The organism is Pseudomonas gingeri (assembly GCF_013385635.1).
In the GTDB taxonomy this organism is placed as follows: domain Bacteria; phylum Pseudomonadota; class Gammaproteobacteria; order Pseudomonadales; family Pseudomonadaceae; genus Aquipseudomonas; species Aquipseudomonas gingeri_A.
In genome coordinates, this window is record NZ_JACAPR010000010.1 from 688602 (window position 1) to 705975 (window position 17374).

Below are 17374 nucleotides of genomic sequence, written 5' to 3' on the forward strand. Positions count from 1 at the left end.
GCCATGGGGCGGGGCCCAATGGCTACGGGGGCTTGCGCATGCGGGAAGGAGATGGGTGCTGCTGTAGCAGCACCCGCCCAGCAGTCGATGCTGAGCGTGCAGCAGGCCCTTGCAGGCGCCGGCGAACCGGCTCCTACAGGGATAGGGCGCTCGGCTCGTGGCTGCGCGCGCTGCGCAGGTAGGTCTGGTACAGCGCGGCATACGGTCCGTCCTGGCCCATCAACTGCTGATGCGCGCCAAGCTCCACCACTTGCCCATGGCGTACCACCGCAATCCGGTCGGCATCGCGGATCGTCGCCAGTCGATGCGCGATGATGATCGCCGTACGTCCCTCGCACAGCCGGCGCAACGCCCGCTGGATGCGTCGTTCGGTATGAATGTCCACCGCCGAAGTCGCCTCGTCCAGCACCAGCACCGCCGGGTCCGCCAGGTACGCGCGCACCAGGCATACCAACTGCCGCTGGCCGTGGCTCAGATGCGCGCCCAGCGGGCCAACCTCCGTGTGGTACTGGTGAGGCAGGCGCTCCAGCACTTCATCGGCGCCCAGTTCGCGGGCGGCGGCGATCAGGGTGGCATCGTCGGCTTCGGGGGCGGCGAGGCGCAGGTTGTCGAGAATGCTGCCGCTGAACAGCACGTTGTCCTGCAACACCACGCCGACATGGCGACGCAGGGTATGTTGCGCCAGCTCGCGTACGTCGATGCCGTCGAGACGGACTGCACCGGTCTGCACTTCGTAGAAGCGCGTCAGCAATTGCACCAGGGTGCTCTTGCCATGGCCGGACGGGCCCACGATCGCCAGCACTTCACCCGCCGGGATATGCAGGTTCAGGCCGTTGATGACCGGGGCCTGCCCGTAGCTGAACAGCACCTGGTCAAAATGCACTTCGCCACGCGCCCGTTCCAGGGGCCGGGGGCCGGTGCTGTCGACGATCTGCGGCGAGGTATCGAGCAGCAGGAAAATCCGCTGCGCCGACGCCGAGCCCGTGGCGTAACGCTCAAACAGGTCCGACAGCTCCTGCAACGGTCCCAGGAACAAAAACACATAGAACAGGCTTTCCGCGACCTGGCCGACACTGACCTCGCCCGCCGCCAGGCCATACGCGCCCACCAGCAGCAACAGCGCGATTCCCGCCGAACTGAGCAGCGCGGTAAACGGTGCGAACCACGATGAGCGCAAGCTGCCGCGAATCAGTGCCTGGTTGAAATCCTCCAGCAACTGGCGATAGCGCCGCAGGTTCGGTGCCTCGTGGGCACACTGTTGCAGCAGGCGCGCACCACTGACGCTTTCCACCAGGTGCGCGGTAAAGCGGCTGCGGTTTTCCGCGACCCTGGCCCAGTTGCGCTGGGAGATGCGCTTGAAACTCCAGGTGGCGAGCACCAGCAAAGGCACCGTGGCCGCCAGGCTGAGGAAGAACCGCGGGTCGATGCGCCACAGCATCACCGAGGCCAGGCCACAGCGCAGCAGGGCGCCCAGCAGTTCCGGCGGGCCCTGGATCACCAGCGGTTCGAGGGCGTCGACATCGCGGTCGACCCGGGAAATGATGCGCCCGGCGCGGGTCTGGTCGAAGTAACTGACGCTCAGGCCCTGGACATGGGCGAATACCTGCACCCGCAACGCGTTCAGCACACGGATCGCCGCGCCGCCGGCGACAAATTGCGAGACCCCGGCCAGCAGGAAACGCATCAGCCAGCTGGCCGCCAGGCCGAGTCCCAGCCACAGCACCAGGCGCTCGTCCAGCAGCCAGTGATCGGCCTGTTGGATCAATCCACGGTCGAGCAGTTCACGCACAAACCACGGCCGCAGAAAGACGCTGATCACCAGCAGTATCTCGATGCCGATCACCGCGACAATCTGCCGGCGGATCGGCCTGAGCAGTGGCAGCAAGCGCTTGAACATGCTGCGATCCAACGCCTTCTTCGCCAGCATTTCTTCGATTTCGATATCGCTCAAGGCTTTGCCTGGCAGCGGGTTAGCCATGATCGATCCCCAGCAGGTCGCGGTATTGCGCATGGGTTGATTGCAGGTCGGCGTGACGGCCCTGCGCGGTGATCCTGCCGTCGGCCAGCATCAGCACGCGGTCGGCCAGCAGAATGGTCGAGAGCTTGCTGGAGATCACCAGCACCGTGGTGCCGCGCAGTTGCCGCAGGTTGTGCAGTACCTGGCGTTCGCTGATGGCGTCGAGGGCGCTGGTGGCGTCGTCCAGGCACAGGATGTCCGGCTTGCCCAGCAACGCGCGGGCCAGGCACAGGCGTTGGCGCTGGCCTCCGGACAAGGTCACGCCGCGATCGCCAAGGGGCGTTTCCAGGCCTTGGGGCAGGCGCTGCAGGACGTCTTCGGCGGCGGCGAGGTGCAGGGCCTCGCGCAGTTGTTCGTCGCTGGCCTCCGGGGCGGCAAGGCGCAGATTGGCCGCCAGGCTACCGGCGAACAGGAAACTTTCCTGCGGCGCGACATGCACGCGCTGGCGCAGTGGACCGAGTTGCAGGTCACGGATGTCCTGCCAGCCGCTGCTGTCCGAGCCGAGCAACAGGCGCCCGGCCGTTACATCGCTCAGGCGTGGCAACAGGCTGGCCAGCAAGCTCTTGCCGGTGCCGGTGGCGCCGACCAGCGCGACGATCTCTCCAGGCTGCAAGGTCAGCGAACAGTCATGCAGGATGTCGCGGCCCCCACCGGGGGCGGTGACGCTGACCTGTTCCAGCTTGAGCCCCAGCGGGCTGGCGGGCAGGCTGGCGGCACCGCCGCGGATCGCCACCGGTGCATCCAGCAACTGCCAGATGCGCTCGGCGCTGGCGCGGGCATCGGCGAAGGTCTGCATCACCCGGCCGATGCCTTCGATACGGAATACCAGGGTGGTGGCGATCAGCAGCGAGGTCACCAGTTCGCCGATCCCGAGTTGACCGGCGGCCACCAGGTGGGCGCCGTACACCAGAATCCACACATGCCCCAGCGCCACCACGGCCTGGGGCAGTGGAATGCGCGAGCTGGAATAGGCCAGGGCCTGGCGCGCCAATGCGGCGAACACCGCGACCTGATCGGCGAAGCTCTGGATACGCCGTTGCTCCAGGCCGAACGACTTGATCACCCGCACGCCGCCAATCCCTTCGCTCAGGTCCTGGTTGACCCGGTCATAGGCGCTGCCGACCGCCCGGTCCAGGCTCACCAGGCGCCCGGTCTGGCGCACGAAGATCCACAGCCCGGTGACTGTGAGCAACAGCGGCACCAGGCCCAGCAGCGGGTCGTACCAGCCCAGCAGGCCGACGGTGGCCAGCACCACCAGCGGCGTTTCCACCAGCTGACGCCAGAAGGTGATCAGCGCATCGCGCACCTTGTCGGCATCGCGGGTGGTGCGAGTGATCATCTCGCCCATGCCGTGTTGCCAGTGATAACCCAGGTGCAGGCTCTGCACCTGGGCCAGGATGCGTTCGCGCAGGCGCGTCAGCAGTTCCTGGCTGATCACCAGCGACAACACGCTGGCGAGGTATTGCAGCAGGCCGCGGCCGAACGCCACGGCGAACATCAGCCCGAGCCAGTACCAACCGAGGCTGGCGTCCAGGCTGCCGTCAGGATGGTGGACGACGGCGCGTCCGGCGCTGACGTCGTTCACCGCATGGCCGATCAGCCATTGTTGACAGACCAGCCCCAGGTTGATGGCCACGTACAGCGCCGCCACCAGGGTGAATCGCCAGGGCATTTCCCGGTAGATCGCCAGGCTGCGTAGAAGGGGGTGTTGTTCGATCATGAAAAGCTCGTCAGCCATACACGGGGAATGGGCCGCGCACGGCCCGTATTGCTTATTTGCGGGTGGCACCCTGGGTTTCCCGGGCGTTGAGAATCGCGGTGTACTCGCCCGGGTCCACGCCGTTGAGGTAGTAGTTGCCCACGTGGTGCAGGCGCCAGCGGATCGGATCGTGGGTGGTATGCACCCGGGCATTGCGCCAGAAGCGATCCAGGTTCCACTTGCTCAACGATGAACTGGCCCCCAGCAGCGAGAAAATATCGCTGGAGATCTTCAGCGAGGCGCTGTCGGAATGCGCACGGGCGGTCGCCACCGAGAGGATCAACTCGTCCTGCAGTTCCTTGTTGTCGGGGTCTTGCTTATGGGCATCGAACACCCGCGCCGCGTCGCGCAACAGCGATTCGGCGGCGCGCAGGCTCACGGCGTATTCGCCGATCTGCTTGATGATGTGCGGCTCTTCATTGGCGTGGTCGACCCCGCTTTCCACCCATGGCCGCGCGTTGTGCTTGAGGTAATCCACCGCGGCCGACAACGCGCCGGCGGCGATACCGGTATCGATGGCCGCGTGAAGAATCTGCGGGAAGGTTAGTCCGGTGCGTTTCATCGGGCCTTTGCGCCATGAAACGAAGTCTTCATCCAGGACGACATTGTCGAAAATCACTGTGCCGCTGACCGAGTTTTTCTGGCCGAAGGCTTCCCAGTCATCCACCAGCGTCAGGCCCGGTGTATTGCGATTGAGCAGCACGCCCGCGCCGCCGTCGTCCGAGGCGGCCGTGAGCGAGATCCATTCGGCGAGGTAGGAACCGGTGGAGTAGAACTTGCTGCCATTGAGTACCAGGGCGCCGTCTTCACGACGTTCGACGCGGGTCTTCAGCGCGAACTTGTTCTTGCCCCCGACCTCGGCCAGGGCGTTGCCGAAACGCTTGCCGGCCAGTACGTCGCTGACCAGTCGATCACGCACCGCGTCCGGGTAACCGTTGAAAATCCCCCGCAGCATCACGTTATGAATCTGCAGCAACTGTCCGACGCCGCCATCGGCCTCCGAGATCAGGCGTACGGTTTCGACGATGGTCTGCACCGACGCGCCGAGCCCGCCGAAGGCCTTGGGCACGCCGATGGCGGTCAGGCCGCTTTCCGATAACAGCTGAGCCTGGCGCCAGGGCAACTGGCCGTTCTGCTGGCTGTCGGCGGCGATGCTGGCGATCTCCACGGCGATTTCCCTGGCGGCGGCGATGGCCTCGGCCTCGCTCGGTAGATGGCGTACGGGCGCCTGTTCGAATGTAGTCATGGTTCAGTCCTTGGTTTGCGTAAGGCAGTGAAAAGGGCCTTGAGCAAGTTCTGCGCCAACGCCAAAACCCCCGCTGCACAGGGCTCTCGGTGAGCGGGGTGCTGCTGGGGAAGCAGTGCTCGCCGGGGACTGCTGAAGGAGCAGCAGTGCTGCTGGCAGGCCAGCAGCCGTGTTCCGGGTGTTGACTCGAAACCCTTGTAAACCGGGGCTTCTGGCGATTGGCACGGCCTCTGCAATACCCCCATGGACTGCCTTGCCCAATTCAATGGAGCTGACCATGACCCTTTCCGCTGTCCTGCCCACGCCTGAGCTTGAGCAGATCTGGTTTACCCGGTGCCCGGTGCCGACCGCCTCCGGCATCGCCTACAAGCTGGGGTGGTTGACCGATGAGTTCGCCCCCGACGGCCTGCCGGTATCCACCCTCCAGGAGGCCCGCCAGCTCGGTCGTCATCATTACGATCACGACCTGCCGGGGCTGTTTCGCGAGGGCGGTAATGTGCCGGCCCTGGCCGCCCGCGCCGCCGGTGCGCCGAGCCGCCTGATCGGTCTGACCTGGATCGAGGAATGGCAGACCATTCTGGTCCGGCCGGACTCCGGCATCACCCGTCCCGAAGACTTGCGAGGCAAGCGCCTGGCCTTGCCGGCCTGGGGCGACAACCGTCCCGGCAGCATCGCCCGGGCCATGAGCCTGCACGGCTACAAGGGCGCGCTGAGCCTGGCCGGCCTGGGCTTTGATGATGTGGAACTGGTGGAAGTGGCGTTGCAGGACCAGGAACTGGCGGCCGATCCGCGCCAGGGCTTGCAGCGCCTGTGGTCCGGCCTGGATTACCTGGTGCGTGGCGAGGTCGACGCGGTGTACGTCAAGGGCGCCTCGGCAGCCGACGCGGCACGGCGCCTGGGGCTGGTGGTGGGCATTGACCTGGACCTGATCGCCGAGCCGCGCTACCGCATCAACAACGGCACGCCGCGGCCGATCACCGTCCACCAGAGCCTGCTGGATAACCACTTCGACCTGGTGGTGCGCTTTCTCGCGCAGACCCTCAACGCCGCCGACTGGGCGGCGAACAATCGCGACGGCCTGAACGCGATTCTCGAAGAAGAAACCCGTGCCGGCAGTACCGGCGTGGCCGAGGCCTATCGCGGCGATTTTCACACCACCCTGGCGCCGGACCTGTCGGCCCAGCGCCTGGACTTCCTTGGTGTGCAGAAGGATTTCCTCTACCTGCACGGCTTCCTGGAACGTGATTTTGCCATCGCCGACTGGGTCGATCCGCGTCCCCTGCAAGCTGCCCATGAACTGCTGGCCAAGCGCCGCGCCTGAACCTGGAGAACCCCCATGACTGCCATTGTCCACGCCCAACCGATCAGCCAAGAACTGCAGGCCTTTGTCGACAAGGTGCTGCTGGAAGCCGAAGAGGCCTTCACCGTATTCCGCGAAACCAACACCATCACCGCCAATGGCACCGTCGGCTTTATCGAGCGGGTGCCGGGTCAGGAACTACTGGTATCGGTCAACTACGGCGGCCCGTGGAATTACCGCAAGCCGCTGCAAGCCACTGTCACCGACTTTGCCGGCAATGTCATTCTCGGCAAGGGCAAGGGCGGCCTGGGACGCTACACCAAGCTGTTCCAGCAGCACGCGGATGTGACCACCGTGTCCCACGTGCATTCGCCATACCTTGGCGCCTGGGCCCAGACCCACCGCACCTTGCCATTCCACTACGTACCGGTGCAACGCTACCAGCTGGCCCGGGAACTGCCGGTGTACATCGACCGCCGCCAGCAGGAGGTGGATTTCATCCTCGACAAGATCGCCGAAAACCCCTTCAACCTGGCGATCCTCGAAGCCAACGGCGGCTCCACCGTGTGGGGCAAGCAAGGGCTGCGGGCCACCGCGGAATTCATCCTGTTGCTGGAGGAGGGCGCACAGTTGCAATTGCTCGCGGATGCCCTCGGTGGTTCCCGCCCTTATGGTCCGGGCGTGTTGACCCAGCAGTGGAAAATGAGCGGCCTGTTCGAGCAAGCCACGGAGTTGGGCCTGGTGCCGGCTATCGACCGGCGCAACTAGTTCCGCCTGCGGGGGTCGGTCAACCGGCTCCCACGGGGGTATCGGCTTACTTCAAGGACGTTTCTCATGGCTGTGAAAATTCTCTGGTACCTCACTACGCCCGACGGCCCCTATCCATGGGAACCGGAAGGACGCTGGAAAACCGATTTCCAGCATCTCAAGCAGCTTGCTGTCGCCAGCGATCGCCTGGGTTACTACGGTTCGCTGCTCGGCTCCAGCCCCAATGAGAGCCTGGCGGTGGCGGCTTCGCTGATCGACGCGACCCAGCGCCTGCGCTTTCTCGTGGCCCAGCACCCGGGCGAGCTGTCGCCGGCGGTCCTGGCCAAATGGGCACTGACCTTTGACCAGTTCTCCAACGGTCGCCTGCTGTTCAATGTGGTCAACGGCAACGATGCCGGCCTGGCGACGCTGGGCGTGCACTATCCCCATGACGAGCGTTATGCGTTCAGCCTGGAATACTGGCGGGCGTTCCAGGGGTTCTATGCCGGCGACACCCGCGGTTATGACGGCCAGTACGTCAAGCTCGCGCCACGTGCGCCGGGCGCGGCCGGCCATCCCCTGGGAGGGTGGCATCCGCCTTGCCAGAAACCCGGCATCCCACTGTGGGGCGCCGGTACGTCGGGGCCGGGCGTGGAACATTCGGTGCAATTGCTCGACGTGTACCTGAGTTTCGCCAATACGCCACCGAAGCTGGGGGACAAGTTCCGCAAGGTCGCCGCCGAAGCGGCGAAGATCGGTCGTGAACTGACCTTCGGTACCCGCCTGCAAATCATCGTGCGCGAGACCGAGGAAGAGGCCTGGGCCCACGCCGAAAAACTGCTGCAACGCACTTCGCTGCAAACCGCGCGCAATGCCATCGAGCGCCAGTTGCCACCCGGCGTGAGCTTCGACGACTTCCACAGCGACGACCCGCAGACCCAGCGCAACGTCGAGACCATCCGCGCCGGGCGCCTGCCGACCGCGCGTGAGCTGGAGATCTACCCCAACGTCTGGCTCGGCCCCAGCCTGTTCGGTTTCAACATCCTCGGCCCCGCCGCCGGCACCTACCTGGTGGGCAGCGCCGAACAGGTCGCCGAACGCATTCGCGAGTATGAGGCCCAGGGCACCTCGGCATTTATCCTGTCCGGTTTCCCGCTGATCGATGAAGCCCACCGCGTGGCCGATCTGTTGTTCCCGTTGCTGGAACTGGACCATGGCTTCGATGTGCCGCGTCTGGGCGTGACGCAGAAGACCACGCAGCGCGAAGAGGCATGAATGATGAGTGACGGATTTTCCCGCCGGGCGTTTCTCGGCCACGGCCTGGCCATCGGCGGCGGTCTGCTGCTCGGTGGCTGCGATAGCGGCGCGGCCACCCAGGGCGCTTCGGTGCTGGCCGGCAAGCCCGTCAGTGGCGGGCGCCTGCGCGTCGGCATTATCGATGGCGACCAATCCGGCAACCTTGATGCCCATAAACCGGTAGGCGGCGGGATCATTCGTGGCTGGGCCCTGTACAGCAAGTTCTGGGAATGGAACACCGACGTCAGCACGCGCCTGGCCCTGGCCGAGTTCGCCGAGCCGAATGCCGACGCCAGCGCCTGGACCATTCGCCTCAAGCCGGGCCTGGAATTCCATCATGGCAAGAGCATCGGCGCCGATGACATGCTGTTTTCGTTGTTGCGCCTGACCGATCCCAAGCTGGCCTCACCCTTTGCCGGCCTGGTCGGCGCCATCGACCGCAATGCCTTGCGCAAGCTGGACGAGCGCACCATCGAAATCCGTTTCCAGCAGGGCCAGAGCTTTTTTCCGCTGGATGAAACCCTGATCAGCTTTGGTGGCATCGTCCCCACCGACTACGATCCGGTCAGCAATCCGGTGGGCGCCGGCCCTTACAGGCTCAAGCGCTTCGTACCCGGCCAGCGCTCGCTGTACACGCGTTTCGAGAATTACTACAAGCCCGGCCAACCCTATGCCGATGAACTGGAAATCATCGAGTTCAAGGACCAGGTGTCCCGCGTGGCCGCGTTGCGCGCCGGGCAGATCGATGTTGCCAGCGGCGTGCAGGCCGAGCACAGCGCCTTGCTCAAGGCCGATTCGCGCCTGTCGCTGTGTGTGTCGCCGAGCACCTCGTTTACCGGTTTCAACCTGAACCTGGCCAAGCCGCCGTTCGACGATGTGCGGGTGCGCCAGGCGTTTCGCCTGCTGGCGGATCGGCAGGAACTGGTGGACCGTGGCCTCAACGGCTTCGGGCGCATCGCCAACGACCTGTATTCGCCCCACGATCCGACCTACAACCACGCGATTGTGCAACGTCCCCATGACCCGGAGCAGGCGCGTTCGCTGCTGCGCCAGGCCGGGCAGACGGATTTGCGGGTGGAGCTGACCACCACGCCCGGGCCCGGGGTCAACGCCGCGCTGGTGTTTGCCCAGCAGGCGAAAAAGGCCGGGGTCGAGGTGCGTGTCCGCCAAGTCGATGGCGCCGTATTCAATGGTCCGCAACGCGAGCAATGGCAAGTGTCGCCAGGCTCGACACCGGCACGGGGCTTTCTCGCTTCGGCGCTGCACAACGACGCGCCGCTGGCGATCTACAACCGCAGCAATTTCCATGATCCACGCTTTGCCAGCTTGTACCGCCAGGCGCTGGCCCAACCCGACCTGGAACTGCGCAAAGGCCTGGTTCATGAGGCCCAGCAGATCCAGCACGAGCGCGGTGGTCTGCTGATCTGGGGATTCAACGATGTGCTCGACGCGGCCTCGGTGAAGGTGGGGGGCCTCGGGCCCGAGCAGACCACCTTCGCGTCCTGGCGTTTTGACGAGTTGTGGTTGAACCATGTCTGAGCCCTCGTGCAACTCCCCACGCACCCCGGCATGGCTGGCGTGGTTTATCGGACGCCTGGGCTATGGCCTGCTCACGGCCTGGGTCATCAGCCTGGTGGTGTTTATCGCCACCCAGGCGCTGCCCTCGGACCCGGCGCGGGTGATCCTCGGCCCGGATGCGCCGTTGGCAAGCATCCTGACCCTGCAACGCCAACTGGGGCTGGACCAGCCGATCCTGTGGCAATACCTGCGCTGGCTCGGCGCCGCGTTGAGCGGCGACCTTGGCGTGTCACTGGATTCCGGCGCTCCGGTCGGCCGCATCCTGTGGGGGCGTTTTGGCTATACCCTGGCCCTGTTGGCCGGAGTGATCGCCGTAGTGGTGCCGGCGGCGCTGGCACTCGGTGTGGCGCTGGCGCTGCGCCGGGACAGTCGGCTGGATCGCTGGAGCCTGTCGTTGCTGATCTTTCTCAAGGCCACCCCGGGATTCCTGTTGGCGATTGGCCTGGTGTTGCTGTTTTCCATGCCGCACATGGATTTCTTGCCCGCGGTGTCGATCCTCGATCCCGACCAGGCGCTGCTGCGTCAGCTCAAGTTTCTGATACTGCCGGTATCGGCCCTGAGCCTCGGCGCATTGCCTTACCTCACGCGTATGGTGCGCGCGGCGATGATCGAGGCCCTGGAGTCCGATTATGTGATTGCCGCGCGGCTGCGCGGCATTCCCCATCGACGCATCGTGTGGGGCCACACCTTGCCCAACGCGCTGGTACCGGCAATCCAGGGCGTGGCGCTGACCTTGCGCACGCTGATCGGCGGCGCGGTACTGGCCGAAGTGATCTTCAGCTACCCCGGTATCGGCACGGCCCTTCACGCGGCGATCCAGATGCGCGACCTGCCGATGATCCAGGCGATCGTGCTGGTGATCACCCTGGCGGTGGTGCTGATCAACCTGCTGGCCGACCTGTTCACCGTGCTGCTCACACCCAAATTGCGTACCGCGCGCCGGGTCACGATGATTCAACGCAACCGGCGGGGTATCACCCCGTGGTGGCGCCGCTCCCGAGGTGATGCATGAGTGCCCGTCGATGGTTGGCTGAACCGCAAACCCGCAAGGGCGGCTGGATTACCTTACTGGTGATTGCCTTTGCCCTGCTGGGGCCGTGGCTGGCGCCCCATGGCTCGACGGACATGGTCGGCCCGGTCTATGGCGCCCCCGCGGACGGCGCGTGGCTGGGTCATGATTTCCTGGGGCATGACGTGCTGTCACGGCTGCTCAGCGGCGGCTTGTCGGTGCTGTGGATGTCGGTGGCGGCGGCCAGCATCGCCCTGGCCGTGGGCAGCACGCTGGGCTTGCTGGCGGGGTTGTCGCGGCGCCGGCTGGACCAGCTGATCACCTGGTCGGCGGATGTGTCGCTGGCGTTTCCCGACCTGATCCTGGTGCTGCTGATCGTCTCCATGCTGGGGCGCGCGCCGTGGCTGATCGTGTTGACCGTCTCCATCGCGTTCATCCCCGGCGTGATCCGTCTGGCGCGGGCCAGTGCGGTAGCGGTGGCGGGGCAGGAGTTCGTCGAGGCGGCGCAGATGATGGGGTATTCGCGGCGACGCATTCTGTTCAAGGAGATCCTGCCGAACATCCTCACGCCGCTGCTGGTGCACTTCGGCAACATGCTGACCTGGGGTGTCGGAATGCTCTCCGGCCTGAGTTTTCTCGGCTACGGCGTGGCGCCGCCCACGGCGGACTGGGGCCTGATGATCAATGAAAACCAGGCCGGCCTGCTGGTGCAGCCGTGGGCCGTATTGGCGCCGGCGGTACTGATCGGCGTGTTTGCCTACGGCACCAATATCCTCGCCGAAGGCATCGGCCGCAGCAGTGCACGGATGGGAGAAAAACAGCCATGAACGCCATCACTGAAATCGATACCGGAGTGCTGGAGGTCCGTGACCTGCGCGTGGAGTTGGCGGGGCAGGTGGATGTGCTATCCGGTATCTCGTTCAACCTGCGGGCCGGGGAAATCCTTGGCCTGGTCGGAGAGTCGGGCTCGGGCAAGACCACCCTCGCGACGGCGCTGCTGGCCCACGCCCGGCGCGGTGCACGGATTGTCGGTGGTCAGGTGCGGGTGGGGGGCGAGGCGCTGTTGAGCCTCGAAGGTGAAGCCTTGCGCCGCGCCCGTGGCAGCCTGATCGGCTATGTCGCCCAGGATCCGGCCACGGCGTTGAACCCTGCGCTGCGCATCGGCATCCTGTTGCGTGAAACCCTGGCGGTGCACTCGTTGCGAGGCGGGTATGCGGCGCAACAGCAGCGGATCGATGACACCTTGCGCGATGTCGGTTTGCCCCATGACCGCGAGTTCCTGCGACGCTTTCCCCATCAGCTGTCCGGCGGGCAGCAGCAGCGGGTGATGCTGGCGCTGGCCTTTGTGCTGCGTCCGCGCCTGATCGTGCTGGACGAGCCGACCACCGCCCTCGACGTGAGCACCCAGGCGCATATCCTCGCCACCCTGCGTCGCCTGTGCAAAAGCCAGGGGGTGGCGGCGGTGTACGTGTCCCATGACCTGGCGGTGATCAAGGACCTGGTGGACCGGGTGATGGTGATGTATGCCGGGCGTATCGTTGAAACCGCGACACGGGATGCCCTGTTCAGCCGACCCTCCCATCCCTATACCCGCGGGCTGCTGGCGGCGATTCCCGACGTCGCGGGGCGACGGGAACTGAAGGCGATTGCGGGGCATGCGCCAGCGCCGGGGCAGCGACCGCGGGGGTGTGGTTTCGGGCCGCGCTGTGAGCGGTTCGCCTCGGGTTGCTCAGCTGTCGAACCGCCATTGCATGCAATCGCCACGGGCCATGAAGTGGCGTGTTTCGCGCCCCACGACCAGCCACTACAGGCCATTGCCCTGACGCCGATTGCGCCCCTGGTCACGCAGACCGAGCCACCCCTGCTGTCCATCGATGGCTTGAACGTCGCCTACGATCGACAGGTGTTGTTCGACATCGCGTTGCAGGTACGCCCGGGCGAGTGCCTGGCGCTGGTGGGCGAGTCCGGGTCGGGCAAGACCAGCCTGGCACGCGCCGTCGCCGGTCTTGGGGAAAATGCCGAAGGCGAGTTGAGCTACGCCGGACGCCCTTTGCCGCTGCGGGCCCGCCAGCGTGATGCGAGTGCGCGCCACCAGATCCAGTACATCTTCCAGAACCCCTATCGGGCGTTGAACCCACGGCAAACGGTGTACCAGACGCTGAGTGCACCGCTGGAGCACTTCTTCGCGGTGAAAGGCGCGGCAGCGCGGGAGCGGGTCGAGGCCGTGCTCGCGCGCGTGGCGCTGCCGGCGTCGCTGGCCGATCTGTATCCCCACAGCCTGTCGGGTGGCGAACGCCAGCGCGTGGCCATCGCCCGTGCGCTGTTGTGCGAGCCGGGCTTGTTGATCTGCGATGAAATCACCTCGGCCCTGGATGTGTCGGTACAGGCGTCGATCCTGGATCTGTTGCGCCAGTTGCAACGCGAAGGATTGACGTTGTTGTTCGTCACCCACGACCTGGGCGTGGTCCGGGCAATTGCCGACCGGGTGCTGGTGCTGAAGGCGGGCAGGGTAGTGGAGCAGGGGGCGGTGGACAGGGTGCTCGATCAGCCTCAGGCCGCGTACACGCGCACGCTGTTGGAGCATTCGCCATCGTTGGCGTGAGTCGCAGCGTTGCGCGGTGAGCGCCGGCAAGCCGGCTCCTGCAGAGGTAGCGTCATGCAAATGAATTGCGGTTCACGCATGCCACTGTAGGAGTCGGCTTGCCGGCGATGGCGTCAGATGATGCTAGGCAACTCGCGCCTGGCGCCGCCGCGCCTCCTCCCGCACCGCCGGAATGATCCAGCGTCCGTAATCCACGGTGTCATACAGTGGGTCATACCCCCGGTTCAAGAACGTCGTTACGCCCAGGTCCACATAATCCAGCAGCGCCTGGGCCACGGTGTCCGGGGTGCCGACCAGGGCCGTGGTGTCGCCGTAGGCGCCCACGGCGGTGGCGGTGGGCATCCACAGCGCACGGTCATGCCGATCGCCCAGGGCCGCGGCAGCCAGCAGACGTTCCGAACCGGTGCCCTTGATCCGCTTCTGCCACGGACTGCCCGCCGCAAACTGCGGGTTGGCCTTGATCTGTTGCAGAATCTGCTCGGCGCGCTGCCAGGCCAGCTCCTCGGTGGCTCCGAGAATCAAGCGCACCGACAGGCTCACCCGTGGCGCTTGCACACCCGCCGCGGCGGCGGCCGCCTTGAGCTTGGCAATCTGCTCGGCCACGCCACTCAACGGCTCGCCCCACAATGCATACAGATCCGCATGCCTGACCGCGATCTGATAGGCGATATCCGAGGAACCGCCAAACGAGATCGGGATATGCGGTTGCTGCAAAGGCTTGACCGGCGAAAACGCGCCCTTGATCTGGAAGTACTTGCCCTCGAAATCGAACGGTTCTTCGGCCGTCCAGGTGCGTCGCACGATTTCCAGGTATTCATCGGTGCGCCGGTAGCGCTCGGTCTTGTCCAGCAGGAAGTCGCCTTCCTGGGGCTCGGCGGTGATGCCGGTGATCGCGTGCAGGCGGATGCGTCCGCCACCGGTGGTGTGATCCAGCGTGGCGAAAGAGCGCGCAGCCACCGTCGGTGGAGTAAGGCCCGGGCGATGGGCGATCATGAAGCCCAACCGCTCGGTGTGGGCTGCCGCATAAGCGGCGATCTGCAGGCTGTCGGCGCTGCCGGGGCCACTGGCGATCAGCACGCGGTCGAAGCCGGCGTGCTCGTGGGCGCGGGCGTGGTGGCGGATAAAGTCGAGGTCGAAATCCGGGCTGCGAACGCCACGGGTTTCCGACCACTGGCGAGGGAAAATCATGCCGACAAATTCAATGGACATGGAGCGCTCCTGCTGCGGATCAGAATTGATAATCGACCTGGGCCAGCAAGGTGCGGCCAGGCATGGGTTGCAAAAAGGTGTTGGTGGAGCCGGCCAGGCCGCTGACGAAGTTCAGCTCGTTGGTCAGGTTCAGGACCCGCAGCGTGGTGCTCCACTGCGGCTGGCGGTAGTACAGGGCGAGGTCGAGGTTGTATTCATTGGGGATCTTTACCGTCTTGCTCAGGTTCAGGTACCAGTTGCTGGTCCACCAGCCTGAAAGCTCGGCGCCAAAGCCGGAATCGAAGCGGTAGTCGACATAGCCGCTGGCGGTGTACTCGGGAATCTGCACCGCGTCGTAGCGCCCGGACGGTCGCTGGTTGAGGCTGTTGTTATCGCCAAATACCGTGCCGTTGTCGGGGATGAATCCCGCCGAGGCAAACCCGGCCTGGGAAGTGAATTCGTTGTAGGCACTGAGCTTGGACAGGTTGAGGCCGCTGCGCAGGTGGTCATCGGGTTGATAACGCACGGTGGCTTCCACGCCCTTGATCAGCAGGCGCGCAATGTTGTTATTGCTGTCGGGTGCCTGGTCGCGGGCCTGCTTGAATGCCGCCAGGGTCATGAACAGCTGGTTGGGCACGGCCTCGACCTTGACCCCCACTTCATGCAGCACGCTGAGGCTCTGGAATGCCAGCGGGTTGAGCTGGTTGGCGCCACTGCCGCTGCCCCAGCCCAGGCCGTTGGAAAAGAACCCGGTATTGACCGCCAGCGAGCGGTCGAAGGTGTAATACAGGGTGGTGTTTTCGCTGGGTTTCACATAGGGGCTGACCTGGAAGGCGAACAGCCGGTAGTTGTCACTGTCCTTGCGTGGATTGCCGCCGGCGAGCACGAACGGATTGTCGATCTCGGCCTCGATCCAGCTGCGGCTGGCGCCGATGTTCAGGCCGAAATAGTCGCCGTACTTGAGGTTGTGCTGGCTGAACAGGGTCTTGGTGGTCCAGGTGCTTTCAGCGGTGTAGGGCGCCACCGACTCGGCATACAGGCCATGCCCGGCGGCATACATCGGCGGCAGGTTGAGCCAGCCGTAGTAATTGGAGTATTGCGGCACGCCCGGTTGGCCGATCCACGCCCCATTGCCGCCGGCGGGGTTGGACCCGTCCAGGCCCAGCAGGTCGCCGGGGTTCTTGCCCGAGGGATTCTGGGTCAGGTCATAGGCGTTGATGGTCGAGCCGAAACTGTTGTTGGCGGCAATCGACTGATTGAACTCGCGGCGGTAGATCAGGCCGGTGTTGCTGTCGTCCCGCAGGGTCCAGCCTCCCAATTGGGCCTGGTTGCGTGAGTGGAACTCGAAACGGTTGTCGAAGATGTTGTCTTTCGATTGCACCTGGAACGCGCCCACGGCATCGGTGATGTCCCTGGAGCGCTGGTAGAACGTGCTGTTGGCCAGCGTGATGGTCGGCGACAGGTCGACTTCGACGTGCAATTGCGTGGTAAAGCGCCGCGAACTGCTTTCATCTTCCTTGCGCTGTCCGGTCTGCGACGACAGCGACTGTTCGCCGTTGCCCGCCAGCGTCGGGTCATACACCCAGCCGCGCAGGCTGCCGGGGCTGGCCTGGGTGTTGGGCGAGGCGGTCTGGAAGCTGCCGTCGACCACCGTGTATTGGCCCTGGGCATTGCGCTGGCGTTGCACCCAGCCGAGGGTCGGCGCATCGGCGGCGCCCGAGGCCAGCACTGGCGACCACAGAGTGTTGCCGTTCTGGATGATCGGCGTGGCCCGTCCGGCGTAGTACTTGCCGTGGTCCACCAGGTCCTGGGTGGCGCGGTTCCAGCCGTGGGTGATGTTGTAGTCGTAGTAGTCGTCGTAGCTGGCGTTCCAGTCGACCCGCACATTGTCGTTGCGCCAGGCCAGGGCGCCGTAGAACGCGTCGAAATTGTTGTCGACGTTGTCGTAGAAGTCCTGCTGGCGCTGCTTGGTGATGCTCAGCCGGTAGGCCAGGTTGTCAGTCAGCGGGCCCGTGTTGTCGATGCTGAACTTGTTGGAACTGCGCGAGGTGCCGTCCGGGACCCACGAGCCCAGTTCGCCACTGAGCCTGGTCTTGAACTCGTTGAAATTGGGCTTTTTGCTCAGGTAGTTGACGTAGCCGCCGCTGCCGGACACCGAGCCGTAGGTCACCGAGGACGGGCCGGCAACGATATCGGCACCCTCGTAGGCGTTGAAGTTCGCCGGGTGGCGCACGCCATAGGCGCGTTGGCCATCCTGGAATATCTCGGAGCCCTGGGCGCGAAACTGTGGCGCGATGCCGGCGTTCTGGCCGCCACCGCGGGTGATGCCCGGTGCGTACTTGACCAGATCGTCGGCGCTGTGGATCGAGCCGTTGGCCAGTTGTTCGGCGTTGACCTGCACCACCGACCGCGGAGTGTCGAGCACCTTGACCTCGGTGCCGCCGTACACCGAAGTCGGCGGGCGCGTGGGCAGGGCGTCGTCATCCGACTCGCCGCTGCTTGCTTGCACCGTCACGGTTTGCAGTTGGGTATCGGCGGCAAAGGCCTGCAACGGCAGGCTGGCGGCCAGCAGCAGGGGTAAACGCAAGGCGATAGCGCGCATGGCAGAAGCGACTCCTGTCAGGAAAGTGGA

At 65.2% G+C, this 17374-nt stretch carries 12 protein-coding genes; 7 read left to right on the plus strand and 5 right to left on the minus strand.

The window, feature by feature from the left end:
• Positions 1 to 133 precede the first annotated feature (133 nt).
• From HX851_RS13525 to HX851_RS13535, 3 genes are read right to left on the minus strand one after another with little or no spacing between them, the layout of a single operon-like run.
• Complete coding sequence (locus HX851_RS13525; protein WP_177059960.1) at positions 134 to 1978, minus strand: ABC transporter ATP-binding protein; 1845 nt, start codon at positions 1976 to 1978, stop codon at positions 134 to 136.
• Positions 1971 to 3737, minus strand: coding sequence for an ABC transporter ATP-binding protein (locus tag HX851_RS13530; protein ID WP_177065670.1), 1767 nt, complete (start codon positions 3735 to 3737; stop codon positions 1971 to 1973). The genes HX851_RS13525 and HX851_RS13530 overlap by 8 nt, the downstream gene beginning before the upstream one ends.
• Before the next feature lie 52 nt (positions 3738 to 3789).
• The gene (locus HX851_RS13535) at positions 3790 to 5022 is read right to left on the minus strand and encodes an acyl-CoA dehydrogenase family protein (protein ID WP_177065671.1); all 1233 of its coding nucleotides are present in this window, start codon (positions 5020 to 5022) and stop codon (positions 3790 to 3792) included.
• 277 nt (positions 5023 to 5299) lie between these two features.
• Between HX851_RS13535 and HX851_RS13540 the strand changes: the two genes are divergently transcribed.
• From HX851_RS13540 to HX851_RS13570, 7 genes are all read left to right on the plus strand, one after another.
• A complete protein-coding gene (locus HX851_RS13540) occupies positions 5300 to 6343 on the plus strand; it encodes an ABC transporter substrate-binding protein (protein WP_177059954.1) in 1044 nt (347 codons plus the stop codon).
• Between the two features lie 15 nt (positions 6344 to 6358).
• Positions 6359 to 7090, plus strand: coding sequence for a class II aldolase/adducin family protein (locus HX851_RS13545; RefSeq protein WP_017128111.1), 732 nt, complete (start codon positions 6359 to 6361; stop codon positions 7088 to 7090).
• A 66-nt stretch (positions 7091 to 7156) separates the two neighbouring features.
• On the plus strand, positions 7157 to 8344 hold the full coding sequence (locus tag HX851_RS13550; protein ID WP_177059952.1) for an LLM class flavin-dependent oxidoreductase: 1188 nt from the start codon (positions 7157 to 7159) through the stop codon (positions 8342 to 8344).
• 3 nt (positions 8345 to 8347) lie between these two features.
• Complete coding sequence (locus HX851_RS13555; protein WP_177065673.1) at positions 8348 to 9904, plus strand: ABC transporter substrate-binding protein; 1557 nt, start codon at positions 8348 to 8350, stop codon at positions 9902 to 9904.
• Positions 9897 to 10955, plus strand: coding sequence for an ABC transporter permease (locus tag HX851_RS13560; RefSeq protein ID WP_177065674.1), 1059 nt, complete (start codon positions 9897 to 9899; stop codon positions 10953 to 10955). The genes HX851_RS13555 and HX851_RS13560 overlap by 8 nt, the downstream gene beginning before the upstream one ends.
• Positions 10952 to 11779 (plus strand): ABC transporter permease, encoded by an 828-nt coding sequence (locus HX851_RS13565; protein ID WP_177065675.1) that lies wholly within the window; start codon positions 10952 to 10954, stop codon positions 11777 to 11779. The genes HX851_RS13560 and HX851_RS13565 overlap by 4 nt, the downstream gene beginning before the upstream one ends.
• Positions 11776 to 13554, plus strand: a complete 1779-nt coding sequence (locus HX851_RS13570) for a dipeptide ABC transporter ATP-binding protein (protein WP_177065676.1) — start codon at positions 11776 to 11778, stop codon at positions 13552 to 13554. The genes HX851_RS13565 and HX851_RS13570 overlap by 4 nt, the downstream gene beginning before the upstream one ends.
• A gap of 123 nt (positions 13555 to 13677) precedes the next feature.
• On the opposite strand, the gene HX851_RS13575 is transcribed toward HX851_RS13570, so the two are convergent.
• Both HX851_RS13575 and HX851_RS13580 read right to left on the minus strand, forming a co-directional pair.
• Positions 13678 to 14763: an LLM class flavin-dependent oxidoreductase gene (locus HX851_RS13575; protein WP_177065677.1), complete on the minus strand. Its 1086-nt coding sequence runs from the start codon at positions 14761 to 14763 to the stop codon at positions 13678 to 13680.
• 19 nt (positions 14764 to 14782) lie between these two features.
• On the minus strand, positions 14783 to 17344 hold the full coding sequence (locus HX851_RS13580; RefSeq protein ID WP_177065678.1) for a TonB-dependent receptor plug domain-containing protein: 2562 nt from the start codon (positions 17342 to 17344) through the stop codon (positions 14783 to 14785).
• Positions 17345 to 17374: the final 30 nt, after the last annotated feature.

Bases quoted from the DNA above. Each gene is read 5' to 3' on its own strand.
- HX851_RS13550 (WP_177059952.1), top strand. From the start codon at position 7,157: ATGGCTGTGAAAATTCTCTGGTACCTCACTACGCCCGACGGCCCCTAT.
- HX851_RS13530 (WP_177065670.1), bottom strand. From the start codon at position 3,737: ATGATCGAACAACACCCCCTTCTACGCAGCCTGGCGATCTACCGGGAA.
- HX851_RS13540 (WP_177059954.1), top strand. From the start codon at position 5,300: ATGACCCTTTCCGCTGTCCTGCCCACGCCTGAGCTTGAGCAGATCTGG.
- HX851_RS13545 (WP_017128111.1), top strand. From the start codon at position 6,359: ATGACTGCCATTGTCCACGCCCAACCGATCAGCCAAGAACTGCAGGCC.
- HX851_RS13560 (WP_177065674.1), top strand. From the start codon at position 9,897: ATGTCTGAGCCCTCGTGCAACTCCCCACGCACCCCGGCATGGCTGGCG.
- HX851_RS13565 (WP_177065675.1), top strand. From the start codon at position 10,952: ATGAGTGCCCGTCGATGGTTGGCTGAACCGCAAACCCGCAAGGGCGGC.
- HX851_RS13580 (WP_177065678.1), bottom strand. From the start codon at position 17,344: ATGCGCGCTATCGCCTTGCGTTTACCCCTGCTGCTGGCCGCCAGCCTG.
- HX851_RS13570 (WP_177065676.1), top strand. From the start codon at position 11,776: ATGAACGCCATCACTGAAATCGATACCGGAGTGCTGGAGGTCCGTGAC.
- HX851_RS13555 (WP_177065673.1), top strand. From the start codon at position 8,348: ATGAGTGACGGATTTTCCCGCCGGGCGTTTCTCGGCCACGGCCTGGCC.
- HX851_RS13575 (WP_177065677.1), bottom strand. From the start codon at position 14,763: ATGTCCATTGAATTTGTCGGCATGATTTTCCCTCGCCAGTGGTCGGAA.
- HX851_RS13525 (WP_177059960.1), bottom strand. From the start codon at position 1,978: ATGGCTAACCCGCTGCCAGGCAAAGCCTTGAGCGATATCGAAATCGAA.
- HX851_RS13535 (WP_177065671.1), bottom strand. From the start codon at position 5,022: ATGACTACATTCGAACAGGCGCCCGTACGCCATCTACCGAGCGAGGCC.